The sequence below is a fragment of the Prescottella soli genome, assembly GCF_040024445.1.
GTDB lineage: Bacteria > Actinomycetota > Actinomycetes > Mycobacteriales > Mycobacteriaceae > Prescottella > Prescottella soli.
Window position 1 is genome coordinate 510,140 of record NZ_CP157276.1, and the last position, 12,798, is coordinate 522,937.

Below are 12,798 nucleotides of genomic sequence, written 5' to 3' on the forward strand. Positions count from 1 at the left end.
TCGATCATGGATGCTAGAGAGCGAGCATCACACCGGCACCATCCGAGGAGCACCTTCATGCGAGTACCCGCGCCGCGCATCACCGCCACCGCGATCGGGGCCGCGTTGCTGCTGCTCGCCGGGTGCTCATCCACGAAGGACGGCGACAACCTCCAGACCATCGAGCCCGCCACGGCGGCCGTGTCGCCCGCCGGCGCGACGCCGACCGGCACGGTCCAGAACCTCGGCCGCTCGATCGACGCACTCGCGTTCGACCCGAGTTCGAAGACGACCGCGATCCTCGCGGACGGCGGGACCCACCTGCTGCTCCAGGCGCAGCCCGCCGCCGAACCGCGCGACGTCGCGCTCGACGGCCGCGCCGCGCAGATCGTCGTGGCCTCCGACGGACGCCTGTTGCTTCCGATGGACGGCCGCGTGCAGATCGTCGACGCGGCGTCGGGCGAGAAGAAGTCGATCACCGTCGACGGCGACGCGCGCTCGGCCGTGTACCTGTCCGACGGCCGGCTCGCGGCGGGTCTGGCGAACGGCAAGATCCAGATCCTCGACACGAACGGCGCGGTGGCCGAGACGATCTCGGGTCTCGCCTCGGTGGACGCGCTCGCCCTGACGAAGGGCGATCTCAGCGCTCTCGACCGCCGGCAGACATCGCTCACCGAGATCGACGTCGACAACTCGTCGCTGGGTATGGCGCTGCGCGCGGGCGAGGGCGCGACACAACTGGCAACCGACGAGTACGGCCGGATCCTCATCACCGACACGGGGGGCGACGAACTGCTGGTCTTCACGACCGATCCGCTGATCATGCGGCAGCGCTACCCGATCCCGCACTCCCCGTACGGCGTCGCGTACGACGAGCGGACCGATCTGGTGTGGGTGACGGTCACCGGCGACAACAAGGTGGTCGGCTACGACATCTCGACCGGCATCCCCGTCGAGAAGGCCCGCTACGACACCGTCCGCCAGCCCAACTCCGTCACCGTGGACACCGCGGGCGGCGCCCTCCTGATCGGATCCGCGACCGGTGACGGCCTGCAGCGGATCCCGCTGGCCGCCGGGTGAGCCGCCGTGTCACGTCGTGGTCGTGGACTGCCCCGCGAGTGGGACCTCGAATCGGACGAGTTCGAGTACCTGCCGCTGCGTCTGCCCCGTGACGTGACCCGCTTGAGCGCGTCGATGCGCCTGGCCCTGCAAGCCGAGTTCGGCGGCTGGGAACTCTCGCGTCTGCGCCTCTACACGGACGGCAGCCGGCGCATCCTGCTCCGCCGCCGCAAGACCACCCATCACGTTCCGGCACCTGGAATCTAGGGAGATTCGTGTACTACCTGCTACTGCGTCTGATGTTCCGGGTTCCCCCGGAGCGCATCCACCACCTGGCGTTCGCCGCGATGCGACTGGTCACGCGGTTCGCGCCGATCCGCGCGCTCGTCGCGAAGGTGCTCGTGGTCGACGATCCGGTGCTGCGCACCCGCGCGTTCGGGGTGGACTTCCCGGCGCCGGTCGGCCTGGCCGCCGGATTCGACAAGGACGCCACCGGCGTAGACACGTGGGGTCCGTTGGGCTTCGGATTCGCCGAAGTCGGCACCGTGACCGCGCAGGCGCAGCCCGGTAACCCCGCGCCGCGGCTGTTCCGACTCCCCGACGACCGCGCGCTGATCAACCGGATGGGCTTCAACAACCACGGCGCCGGGAACGCGGCGAACTACCTGCGGCACCGGCGCGGCGACGTGCCGATCGGCGCCAACATCGGCAAGACCAAGATCGTCCCCGCGGAGGAGGCGCCCGCGGACTACACCGCGAGCGCCCGCCTGCTGGGGCCGCTGGCCGACTTCCTCGTCGTCAACGTCAGCTCCCCCAACACCCCGGGTCTGCGCGACCTGCAGGCCGTCGAGTCGCTGCGGCCGCTGCTGCAGGCCGTCCTGGAGACCGTCACGGACACCCCGGTGCTGGTGAAGATCGCGCCGGACCTGTCCGACGAGGACGTCGACGCCGTCGCCGATCTCGCGGTCGAGCTGGGGCTGGCCGGCATCGTCGCCACCAACACGACGATCGGCCGCACCGGCCTGAACACGCCGCAGTCGCGCATTGACGAGATCGGCGCGGGTGGCCTGTCCGGCGCGCCGGTCGCGGCCCGCTCGCTCGAGGTGCTGCGCCGCCTGCACGCCCGCGTCGGCGACAAGCTGGTGCTGATCTCGGTGGGCGGCATCGAGACCGTCGACCAGGCCTGGGAGCGCATCCTCGCCGGCGCGACCCTGGTGCAGGGCTACACCGGGTTCATCTACGGCGGCCCGTTCTACGCCAAGAAGCTGCACAAGGGCCTGGCCCGCAAGGTCCGTGAGGCCGGCTTCCAGTCGATCTCCGACGCCGTGGGCGCGGGCGCCCGCACGTAGGTCCCCGGACGCCGAAACGGCCCGCCACCTCCGCAGGTGGCGGGCCGTCGTGGTTCGTGGCCTACTTCTGCTCGTAGGTTCCGGTGATCACCGCGCGCGCGATGGCGTGCGAGAACAGGTTGAAGCCGAGGAACGCCGGCTTCGAATCCGGCGTGATGTCGAGGTGATCGACGTCCACCGCGTGCACCGCAAACATGTAGCGGTGCGGGCCGTGCCCCTTCGGCGGGCACGCACCCAGGTACCGGGCGAGATCGCCGTCGTTCTCCAGCGTGACGGCACCCTCGGGCAGCCCCGAGCCGTTCTCGTCACCGGCATTCGCGGCCAGCGAGGTGGTCGTGACGGGGATGTTGGCGACGGCCCAGTGCCAGAAGCCCGACGCCGTCGGCGCGTCCGGGTCGAACATCGTGACGGCGAAGCTCTTGGTCTCCGCGGGGAAACCGGACCAGGACAGCTGCGGGGAGATGTCGTGTCCACCGGCACCGAAGATTCCGCTGACCTGATCGTTCTTCAGCGGCGCGCCGTCGGTGACGTCCTCCGACATCAGCGTGAAGGACGGCAGGTCGGGTAGTCCGTCGTACGGGTTGTGAGCCATGAGATTCCTCTCTCGCGATCAGCTGTGTAGCAGGAAGTGTTCCATCACCCGGGTCCCGAAGCGCAACGCGTCGACGGGCACCCGTTCGTCGACCCCGTGGAAGAGCGCGGCGAAGTCGAGGTCCGGCGGCAGCCGCAGCGGGGCGAAACCGAAGCAGCGAATCCCCAACCGCGCGAACGCCTTCGCGTCGGTTCCCGCCGAGAGCATGTACGGGACGGTGCGGCCGTTCGGGTCGTGCGCGAGGATCGCGTCGTTCATCGCGTCCACCAGGTCGCCGTCGAAGGTCGTCTCGTACGAGTCGAGCTTGGTGATCCACTCGCGGGTCACGTGCGGCCCGATCAGCTCGTCCACCTCGCGCTCGAACGCGGCCTGCCGCCCGGGCAGCACCCGGCAGTCGAAGACGGCCTCGGCGGTCTGCGGGATGACGTTCGCCTTGTAACCGGCCTTGAGCATCGTCGGATTCGCGGTGTCGCGGAGGGTGGCGCCGATGATCCGGGCGATGCTGCCCAGCTTCGCGAGCGTGCCGTCGATGTCCGGGGAGTTCGGATCGAACTCGACACCGGTCTCCTCCGCGAGGACGGTGAGGAACTCGGCCACCGAGTCCGACATCACGAGCGGGAACGTGTGGTTGCCGAGCCGGGACACCGCGTCGGCGAGGAGCGTCACCGCGTTGTCCTCGTGCAGGAACGACCCGTGCCCGGCGGTGGCCTTCGCGGTCAGCCGCATCCACCCGAGGCCCTTCTCTGCCGTCTCGACGAGATACAGGCGCCTTTCCGTGCCGTCCGCGCGCGGGATGGTCAACGAGAATCCGCCGACCTCCCCGACCGCCTCGGTGACACCCTCGAACAAATCCGGCCGGTGGTCCACCAGCCACTGGCAGCCGTACTTGCCGCCGGCCTCCTCGTCCGCGACGAACGCGAACAGGATGTCGCGCGGGGGCACCGTGCCCTCGGCCTTGAACTGGCGGGCGAGCGCCAGCATCATGCCGCACATGTCCTTCATGTCGACCGCGCCGCGCCCCCACACGTAGCCGTCCTCGACGGCACCCGAGAACGGGTGCACGCTCCAGTCGGCCGGCTCGGCCGGCACGACGTCGAGGTGGCCGTGCATCATCAGCGTCCCCCGCGCCGCGTCCGCACCCCGCAGGCGCGCGAACACGTTGCCGCGACCCGGCGCGCCGGATTCGACGTACTCGGTCTCGTAGCCGACCTCCTCGAGCCTCGCCTGCACCCAGAGGGCGCACTCCCGCTCTCCCTTGGTCGTCTCGAGTTCACCGGTGTTGGACGTGTCGAACCGGATCAGTGAACTGACGAGGTCGACGACCTCGGATTCGGCGCGACTCGGGGACCGTTCCGACGACCGATCCGACGCCACTGCTTCTTCATTTGCTCCCACTCCCCTTTCCTACCACCGCCAGACTCACCGCACGGGATGCGACAGGCACGCAGATATGCCGCAAAAACACCCTCTGACCAGCCGATTTTGGACCTGGCGCAATATCGGATAATCTTTCCAGGCACCCGGAGAACGGGGGCAAACGAAAAACAACTGAAGGCCCCGCGAACAGGCGGGAAAACAACGAGTCCGAGTGGCGGAATGGCAGACGCGCTAGCTTGAGGTGCTAGTGTCCTATTAACGGACGTGGGGGTTCAAGTCCCCCCTCGGACACTCTGAGTTGAGACAGACGAGAAGACCCCGGTTCCACGGAACCGGGGTCTTCTCGTTGTCGGCCTTCGACATCGGTGGATCAGTGGTGCATCGCCTCCGTCCTCAGTCCGGCGCGATCCGCCTTCGTCAGCTCCCGCACGGCGAGATCCTTCGCACACACCAACAGCGAACCGAGCGCGCTGACGCGCGGGAACGTCAGTTCGGTGTGCTTGACGTTGTCGTGGTCGTCGGCGCCGTCGTAGACGACCGTCGAACCGCGCATCAGCCACCGCTTGACGTCCACCACCCCGGGCAGGTGCCCCATCGTCCGCAGGTAGAACGACTGCAGCAGCGCCACCACGCCCAACACCTCCGGCGTGGCCTGGCTGGCGCCGTACTGGATCGACTCACCGGTGTCGTTGAGGATGCCCGACGACGTGATCGGCGCACCCGGCGCGAACGCGTCGGTCGCGCACGGTCCGCCCACCGTGCGGTGCAACCGCTGCGTGAACGGCGTCAACCGATCGGAGTCCGACGCGAACGCCTTCGCGCCGTCGCGGTACCGGAAGCTGCCCTCGTCGGCGTCGTACACGGCGCCGACGCTGATCGACTGACGGAAGATCGCCGGGTAGCACATGCCCTGCATGCCGCCGTGCGCGTAGTAGTCGTTGCCGGCCGCGAGGCAGCAGCACACGCCCTCGTCGGCGAGCTGCTGCAGTAGCGCCCCGATCGCGTCACCGGGCATGTCGGTGTCCGTCGTCCGGTTGTCCGCAGCTCCCGTCGCCAGACACAGGGCCGAAATCCCCAGCGACGCGCGGTGATCGAGCACCCAGTCCAGCGCGTCCCGGATGTCGGTGAAGCGACCGGTGCCGTCGTTCGCGAGCACCTTCAGCGGAACGATCCGCGTGTTCGGTGCGACGCCGGTGTGGATCCGTCCGGCGGCCGCGATCCCGGTCACGCTCGTGCCGTGGCCGTGGCCGTCGGAGACCTCCGCCGTATCGCCGCCGTAGTCGGCGGTGAAGTTGCGGCCCGGAAGGACCCGCCCCGCGAAGTCGACGTGGGTGGTCCGCAACCCGGTGTCGAGCACGGCCACCGTCACGCCGGATCCCGACACGTTGAAGTCGCGGCGTGCCTGCGGTGCCCGCACCAGCAGGTCGACTTCGGTCAGTTCGGGAAGGAACGGGCCTTCCTTCTGCAGCGGTGGTTCGACCGGCACCACCGACTCCGCGTGCAACGTTTCGAATGTGCCGATGGCGCCGCCTCTGGGGGCACTGCCGGTGGCGTCCGAGCCCGATTGGCCGGACGATCCCTTCGACGCGTTCATTGTCCTCACCCTCCTCGAGTGTCATTTCTCGAGCGGGGAACTGCCCCCGGGGGCACTCCCCCTGGTACTACAAATGCTCCTCTCGCGCGTGCGCCGTGTCACCAGTACGGCGCCCGAAAGTCCGGGTTCGCGTACTCGGTAGACTCGGACGTCGGCCCGATCCTCCGGGTCGGGTACCCGCACGAGATCAGGACTGAGTTACCCACCGATGGCACAACCGATGACGGGTATCGACCCCGCCGACCTCGACGTCTGCCTGCGGGTGCTGTCGGAGGCATCCGCGCTCGACGCCGACCACCCCGATTCCGTCGCACTGCAGCGAGCCGTCGGCAATCTGTTCAAGAAGCTCAAGCGCCGCCGTCGCAACGAGACGCGGGACGCGGTCTCCGAGGCCGACCGCGCCGTCGTCGCGGCCACGGCGACGGGATCTCCCGACCGGATCGACGACGAGACCGCGGGGATCGCCCTCTCGTCCAACGCCGTCGGCGCCAGCGCGGGCACCCTGATCCGCCCGCGCCCCTGCTACATCTGCAAGCAGCGCTACACGCACGTGGACGCCTTCTACCACCAGTTGTGCCCGGAGTGCGCCGCCCGTAGCCACGCCAAGCGGGACCAGCGAACCGATCTCACGGGCCGACGCGCACTGCTGACCGGCGGCCGCGCCAAGATTGGTATGTACATCGCGCTGCGACTGCTCCGCGACGGTGCGCACCTGACGATCACCACCCGCTTCCCGAACGACGCCATCCGCCGGTTCAAGGCCATGGAGGACAGCGCCGACTGGATCCATCGACTGCGGGTGGTCGGCATCGACCTGCGCGATCCCGCACAGGTGGTCGCGCTCGCCGATTCCGTTGCCGCGCAGGGCCCGCTGGACATCCTCATCAACAACGCCGCGCAGACGGTCCGACGCTCCCCCGGCGCCTACAGCGCGCTGGCGGACGCCGAGTCGGGTCCGCTGCCGGCCGGTGAGCTGCCCGACGTCGTGACGTTCGGCAAGACCAGCGAGGCCCACCCGGCGGCACTCGCCGGGTCGCTGTCCACCGCGGCGCTGACGGCGTCGACGAACCTGTCGGCCGACGAGGTCAGCTCGCTCGCGCTGGTCGCCGGCTCGGCGACGCCGGCCCGCATCGAGCAGGGCGTCGCGATCGACGCGGGCGGCCTGCTGCCCGACCTCGCCCACACCAACAGCTGGGTGCAGACGGTCGAGGAGGTCGATCCGATCGAGCTGCTCGAGGTGCAGCTGTGCAATTCGGTGGCCCCGTTCATCCTCGTCTCGCGCCTGCGTCCCGCGATGGCCGCGGCAGCGGCCAGGCGCAAGTACGTGGTGAACGTCTCCGCGATGGAGGGGCAGTTCAGCCGCGCCTACAAGGGCCCGGGCCACCCGCACACCAACATGGCGAAGGCCGCACTGAACATGCTCACCCGCACGAGCGCCAAGGAGATGCTCGAGGACGGCATCCTGATGACCGCGGTCGACACGGGGTGGATCACCGACGAGCGACCGCATTACACGAAGCTGCGGCTGGCCGACGAGGGCTTCCACGCGCCGCTCGACCTCGTCGACGGCGCGGCCCGCGTGTACGACCCGATCGTGCAGGGCGAGGCCGGTGTCGACCTGCACGGCTGCTTCCTCAAGGACTACGAACCGTCCCCCTGGTAGAGCAGGGTCACGGCCGGGAAGCGACGTGTGCCACACCCGGATCCCACGCCGGAGCGGGGATACTGGACGAGCGCACCTGACACCGACCGATCGGGAGGCTCCATGGCCATCGCCGTTGCGTTCAGCGACAGTCCGGAGGGCCGCAATGCGCTGGTGTACGCCGCCCGAGCAGCGATGCAACGCGGCGAGGAACTCCTCGTGCTGCAGATCGTCGACGATGCGGCGTCGCCGGCCGAGCCGGATCCGACGCGTTCCGCCGTGGAAGCGGCGCTGGACGAGGGCGGTGTCGTCGGGACGGCGTGGGAGCTGCGTACCGCCGAGCACAGCGGTGACCGCGTCGGCGCGCTCGTCGACCTCGTCGGCGACTGCGGAGCCGGGCTGTTCGTCGTCGGCACCCGCCGCATGACGCCGGTCGGCAAGTTCCTCCTCGAACGCTCGCTGCAGCGTCTGCTGCTCGAGGCCGATGTCCCCGTTCTGGTTGTCAAGGAACCGCAGTAGCCTGAAACCGATTGAGGTCACTCCCCACGGCGGGAGGTGTCGCGGTGCTGTATCGGGTGTTGGCGGACGCCACCGTGGTCGTCCACCTGGCCTTCATCGGCTATGTCGTGTTCGGCGGATTCCTGGCGTGGCGTTGGCGCCGCACGATCTGGCTGCACCTCGTCGCGGCCACCTGGGGACTGGGAAGCGTGCTGATCGGCTACGACTGTCCGCTGACGTACGTCGAGGACTGGGCCCGCGAGCGCGCCGGCGAGCCGGCGCTACCGTCGTCCGGGTTCATCGCGCACTACCTGACGGGTGTCGTGTACCCCGAGCACGCCCTCAACCTGGTTCGTGCGCTCGCCGCGGTCTGTGTCGTGGTGTCGTGGGTCGGTTACGTCCTGCTCCGTCGTCGTGACCATCAGCGCGCCGCTGTGTGACATCGGTCGCACAGATCCTTACCCGCAAGTAGGGTCATGTGCATGACCTCACGTGCACGCGATCTCGACGTCGTCGTCTACGGGGCCACCGGCTTCGTCGGCACGCTCGTGGCCGAGTACCTCGCCCGGCACGCGCCCGCCGGGACCCGGATCGGCCTCGCCGGACGGTCCGTCCAGAAACTCGAGCAGGTTCGCGCCGGCCTCGGTCCGGCCGCCGCCGACTGGCCACTGCTGCGCGCGGAGGCCACCGACGACGCCTCACTGCGCGACCTCGCGGCCGCCACTCACGTCGTCGCCACGACCGTCGGACCGTACGAGAAGTACGGCCTGCCGCTCGTGCGTGCCTGCGCCGAGGCGGGCACCGACTACATCGATCTCACCGGGGAGGTGCCGTTCGCGAGGAAGAGCATCGATCTGTTCCACGACACCGCAGCGGCGAGCGGTGCCCGCATCGTGCACTCCTGCGGATTCGACTCCATACCGTCCGATCTCGGCGTGCACGTCCTGCACCGGCAGGTCCAGGCGGACGGCGCGGGCGAACTGACGGACACCACGCTGGTCGTGACCGCGATGCGCGGCGGCGTCAGCGGCGGCACCATCGACTCGCTGCGCACCCAGATCGACGTCACCAAGCACGACGCGGCGCTGCGCCGACTGACCGCCTCGCCGTACTCCCTCAGCCCGGATCGCGCGGCCGAACCGGATCTGGGCCGGCAGTCGGACATGGCGCTCGTCCGCGGTTCGGACATCGCGCCGGGACTGGCCGGATGGAAGCCACCGTTCTTCATGGGGCTGCCCAACTCGCGGGTGGTGCGCCGCAGCAACGCCCTCACCCGCCACGCGTACGGCAAGCAGTTCCGCTACCGCGAGGTGCTGAACGTCGGATCGTCGTTCGTGTCACCGGTGATCGCCGGCGGTGTCGGCGCCGGTATGGGCGCCCTCGTTGCCGGGCTGGCGTTCCCGCCCACCCGGTGGCTGCTGGACCGGGTGCTTCCGAAGCCGGGACAGGGGCCGAGCGAGAAGTCCAGGCGCAAAGGCTTTTTCACGATCGACATCTACGGCCGGACGACGACGGGCGCCCGCTACTGCGCGCGCGTCGCCGCGAAGGGCGACCCCGGCTACGCCGCGACTGCGGTGATGTTCGGGGAGTCCGCGCTGGCGTTGGCACTCCAGCGCGACGCCTTGCCGGATTCGCCGGGCGGCGTCCTCACGCCTGCCACCGCGCTGGGTGACGTGCTGGTGCAGCGCCTGCGCGGCGCCGGGTTCGAGATCCGCGCCCGACGGCAGTAACCGGTCAGTGGCCGGTCGGCGCCTGCGCGGCGGCCGCGTGCCCGGTGAGGTCGGCGAGCGTGAGCCGGCGCTTCGGTGGACGGTCGATGATCATCGTCCGCGTCACGTCCCGGTTCGGACCGACGTGCAGGAGTTCACCCGGGATCAGCGATTCCCAGTTGGGATCCTCGTCCATCTGCTCGGTGGCGACGACGACGGCGGGCAGCGTCGCCAACGCGCCGGAACGGGCCCGCACAGTCCCGATGCCGCTGGCATGGTCGAGGTGCCGGCGGCCGCTGGGTCCGCCGGGTCGGCGCAACAGCACCAGCAGGTCGTGCGTGTCGGGATACCGGAACGCCCACATCTCGTCGTCGCTCACCAGCACGAAGTTGATTGCGAGCAGTCGCAGGTTGTCGGCGACCCACCCGACGGCTGCGGCGATTCCGGCGCCCACGTCGCCGTCGTGCTCGTCGATGTGCCGGGTGATCAGCGCGAAGAAGCGCTCGGAGTCGGTGTCGCCGAGGACCAGGTCCCGGTAGGGGCCGAGTTCGGCCTCGAGCTGCGGGAGGTCCTCGATCACCCCGTTGTGGGCGAACAGGCGCCCCTTCTGCTCGAACGGATGCGTGTTCACCGGCAGCGCGTCGCCGGTGGTGGCGTACCGGATGTGCGCGACGAACGTGCGCGATTCGCGCTTCTTCGCCTCACACTCGAAGTCCCGGTCCTGGTATGCCGCCAGTGGCTGCTTCTCCACCCGCGGCGTCCCGTCGGCCGTGAACGTGCCCAGCCCGGTGCCGTCCGGCATGCGCCGACTCTGCTCCTCGAGGCTGTCCTCCGCATCGAGCAACCAGAACGTCGCGTGAACGCGGTGCGGCGCCGCGGACAATCCGAACAATCGACACATGGCGATCTCTCCTCGCCTCGAGGCCGGTCATCGATCAGTATGACCGCGCACCCGAGGTCGGCGGGACCATTCGCGGCGTCAGAACTCCATGCCGGCGTCGGCACCCATCTGCATCGTCGTGTTCGCGCCGTCCAGCGACTCGCGAATGATGTCCGCGTGGCCCGAGTGGTGCGCGGTCTCCCGCAGGATGTGCAGTAGCACGCGCCGCACCGTCCACCACCGCCGTTCGGGTGCCCACGGGGCGGTCGCGAGGGGCACGAGCAGGTCCAGGTCGTCGAGCGATGCGACGAGGGCCTCCGTCGCCTGTGCGGCCGCCTCGTAGTCGGCAAGCAGTTGCGTGACCGTCTCCCCGTCCGCCATCCGGTACTGCTCCATCGCCGTATCCATGTCGAAGGTGGCGGTCTCGTCGCGTTCGAGGATCGTCGTCACCCACTCCTGCTCGGTGTGCACGAGATGCTTGAGGAGGCCGCCGAGAGTAAGTTCGCTGACCGTCGTTCGGGTCCGGGCCTGCGCGTCGTCGATGCCACGCATCGTGATCAGGAAGTTGTGCCGCTGGTCGGCGAGCAGTGCCAGGATGTCGGCGCGCTCGCCGGCCGCTGCGGTGGTGTTCTCGGTCATCTTCGTCCTCCGGTCGGTTCGGTGAAGTTCGACGAGAATCACGCTACGAATGATTGCGGACAGTTTCGGTCCTCTATCGATCGCCCTTCGAGAATTCAGCGTCCGATCTAGCCTCGACGTCGTGAGCGCTCCCACGCACGCGTACCTGGCGGCACGACTGCCGGTGTACGACCTCGCCGTCACCGCCGTATCGGCGTACGCGTCAGCCGCGAACGCACTGCGAGAATCCGTCGGTCTCGCACCGCAGAGGACGGACCTGCGGCCCGACCGGATCGCCGCGTCCTTCTCCGGCGACAAGATGTTCCGGGCGAACGGGGCACCCGCCGACGGGTTCGCCGAGCTGTCCGGGTTCTTCCGGACCGCCGACGGGTGGGTGCGCACGCACGCGAACTACCCGCATCACCGGGCACGCCTGCTCACCGCGGTAGGACTCCCCGAGGACGCCGACCGGGAACGGTTCGTGCGGCGCGTCGCCGACCTGTCCGCCGCGGACGTCGAGGACCGGGCGGCCGACGCCGGGGCTATCGCCGCCCGCGTTCGCACCGAAAGAGACTGGGCCGCATCCGAACCCGGCCTCGCCGCCGCGACCGGCGATCTCGTCGGCATGCGGATCCGGTCCGATTACGGCACGCGGCGACCGTCCGACGCCGGCGCGCCACTCGCCGGTGTCCGGGTGCTGGATCTGACGCGGGTCATCGCCGGACCCGTCGCGTCGCGGGCGCTGGCGCTGCTGGGCGCCGACGTCCTGCGGATCGATCCGCCGCGCATGCCCGAGATCCGCTGGCAGCACAGCGGGACCGGACAGGGCAAGCGGTCGACACGGCTCGACCTGCGGGATCCGGACGGCCTCAGCACCTTCCGGGCCCTGCTCGCCGACGCCGACATCCTCCTCACCGGCTACCGGCCCGGCTCGCTCGAGGCGCTGATCGGCCGGCCCGGGTCCACCCGGCCCGGCCTCGTGCACGGCCGGGTCTGCGCGTGGGGCCGCACCGGGCCGTGGGCTGGGCGGCGCGGGTTCGACAGCATCGTCCAGGCCGCGTCGGGCATCGCGGTGATCGAGGGCCACGACGCGCCCGGCGCGCTGCCCGCGCAGGCGCTCGATCACGCCTCCGGATACCTGCTGGCAGCCGGCGTGGTCGACGCGCTCGTCGATGCACGACGCGACGGCGCCGGACGTGACGTCGACGTCGCTCTGGCCCGGACCGCCGCGTGGCTGCTCGATCGGCCGAACCGTCAACAGTCACCACTACCGGCGCAACTCCCGGGCCCCGACACCGTCGTCACCCACGGAGAGATCACCGCGTCCCGGCCGGCACTCGCCGAGTTCGACGACTACCCGTTCCCGGCACGGACCTGGGGAGCCGACGCTCCCCGCTGGTAGCGCGGCGGAGCTCACGCAGCCGCTCGACCACGGTTGCGAACATCGCGCCGCGCGACGCCGACCGCGGCATACTCGAATCAGTGGCCGAACGGCCGCGGC

The 12,798-nt window shown here is 69.8% G+C and carries 13 protein-coding genes and 1 tRNA gene; 9 read left to right on the forward strand and 5 right to left on the reverse strand.

Going from position 1 to position 12,798, the window contains the following annotated elements; translation table 11 throughout:
• Window positions 1-57 precede the first annotated feature (57 nt).
• Genes ABI214_RS02365 through ABI214_RS02375 form a run of 3 tightly spaced genes read left to right on the forward strand, consistent with a single transcriptional unit; the run spans window position 58 to window position 2,387 of the window.
• On the forward strand, window positions 58-1,059 hold the full coding sequence (locus ABI214_RS02365) for a hypothetical protein (RefSeq protein ID WP_348605772.1): 1,002 nt from the start codon (window positions 58-60) through the stop codon (window positions 1,057-1,059).
• 6 nt (window positions 1,060-1,065) lie between these two features.
• The gene (locus ABI214_RS02370) at window positions 1,066-1,305 is read left to right on the forward strand and encodes a DUF5703 family protein (RefSeq protein WP_348605774.1); all 240 of its coding nucleotides are present in this window, start codon (window positions 1,066-1,068) and stop codon (window positions 1,303-1,305) included.
• Between the two features lie 8 nt (window positions 1,306-1,313).
• A complete protein-coding gene (locus ABI214_RS02375) occupies window positions 1,314-2,387 on the forward strand; it encodes a quinone-dependent dihydroorotate dehydrogenase (protein ID WP_348605776.1) in 1,074 nt (357 codons plus the stop codon).
• Window positions 2,388-2,448: 61 nt separating this feature from the next.
• Here ABI214_RS02375 and ABI214_RS02380 read toward each other — a convergent pair whose 3' ends face one another.
• Both ABI214_RS02380 and ABI214_RS02385 read right to left on the reverse strand, forming a co-directional pair.
• On the reverse strand, window positions 2,449-2,979 hold the full coding sequence (locus tag ABI214_RS02380; RefSeq protein WP_348605778.1) for a YbhB/YbcL family Raf kinase inhibitor-like protein: 531 nt from the start codon (window positions 2,977-2,979) through the stop codon (window positions 2,449-2,451).
• 18 nt (window positions 2,980-2,997) lie between these two features.
• Window positions 2,998-4,353, reverse strand: a complete 1,356-nt coding sequence (locus tag ABI214_RS02385; RefSeq protein WP_348611167.1) for a M20/M25/M40 family metallo-hydrolase — start codon at window positions 4,351-4,353, stop codon at window positions 2,998-3,000.
• A gap of 208 nt (window positions 4,354-4,561) precedes the next feature.
• On the opposite strand from ABI214_RS02385, the gene ABI214_RS02390 reads away from it, so the two are divergent.
• Window positions 4,562-4,647: transfer RNA gene (locus ABI214_RS02390), tRNA-Leu, on the forward strand.
• 79 nt (window positions 4,648-4,726) lie between these two features.
• On the opposite strand, the gene ABI214_RS02395 is transcribed toward ABI214_RS02390, so the two are convergent.
• Entirely contained in the window at window positions 4,727-5,950 is a 1,224-nt protein-coding gene (locus ABI214_RS02395) for a S8 family peptidase (RefSeq protein ID WP_348605780.1), read from the reverse strand.
• Between the two features lie 220 nt (window positions 5,951-6,170).
• On the opposite strand from ABI214_RS02395, the gene ABI214_RS02400 reads away from it, so the two are divergent.
• The 4 genes from ABI214_RS02400 to ABI214_RS02415 all read left to right on the forward strand — a co-directional run bounded on the left by ABI214_RS02400 (window position 6,171) and on the right by ABI214_RS02415 (window position 9,820).
• Entirely contained in the window at window positions 6,171-7,613 is a 1,443-nt protein-coding gene (locus tag ABI214_RS02400) for an SDR family NAD(P)-dependent oxidoreductase (RefSeq protein WP_408586709.1), read from the forward strand.
• Window positions 7,614-7,715: 102 nt separating this feature from the next.
• Window positions 7,716-8,111: a universal stress protein gene (locus ABI214_RS02405; RefSeq protein ID WP_348605784.1), complete on the forward strand. Its 396-nt coding sequence runs from the start codon at window positions 7,716-7,718 to the stop codon at window positions 8,109-8,111.
• Between the two features lie 44 nt (window positions 8,112-8,155).
• Complete coding sequence (locus tag ABI214_RS02410; protein WP_348611172.1) at window positions 8,156-8,530, forward strand: DUF2784 domain-containing protein; 375 nt, start codon at window positions 8,156-8,158, stop codon at window positions 8,528-8,530.
• Window positions 8,531-8,572: 42 nt separating this feature from the next.
• Window positions 8,573-9,820 carry a saccharopine dehydrogenase family protein gene (locus ABI214_RS02415; protein WP_348605786.1) on the forward strand — a complete coding sequence of 416 codons (1,248 nt, stop codon included), beginning with the start codon at window positions 8,573-8,575 and terminating at the stop codon, window positions 9,818-9,820.
• A 4-nt stretch (window positions 9,821-9,824) separates the two neighbouring features.
• On the opposite strand, the gene ABI214_RS02420 is transcribed toward ABI214_RS02415, so the two are convergent.
• Both ABI214_RS02420 and ABI214_RS02425 read right to left on the reverse strand, forming a co-directional pair.
• A complete protein-coding gene (locus ABI214_RS02420; RefSeq protein WP_348605788.1) occupies window positions 9,825-10,700 on the reverse strand; it encodes a class II glutamine amidotransferase in 876 nt (291 codons plus the stop codon).
• Between the two features lie 78 nt (window positions 10,701-10,778).
• Entirely contained in the window at window positions 10,779-11,318 is a 540-nt protein-coding gene (locus ABI214_RS02425; RefSeq protein ID WP_348605790.1) for a DinB family protein, read from the reverse strand.
• 121 nt (window positions 11,319-11,439) lie between these two features.
• Here ABI214_RS02425 and ABI214_RS02430 point away from each other — a divergent pair, with 121 nt between their 5' ends.
• Complete coding sequence (locus tag ABI214_RS02430) at window positions 11,440-12,699, forward strand: CoA transferase (RefSeq protein WP_348605791.1); 1,260 nt, start codon at window positions 11,440-11,442, stop codon at window positions 12,697-12,699.
• Window positions 12,700-12,798 lie beyond the last annotated feature (99 nt).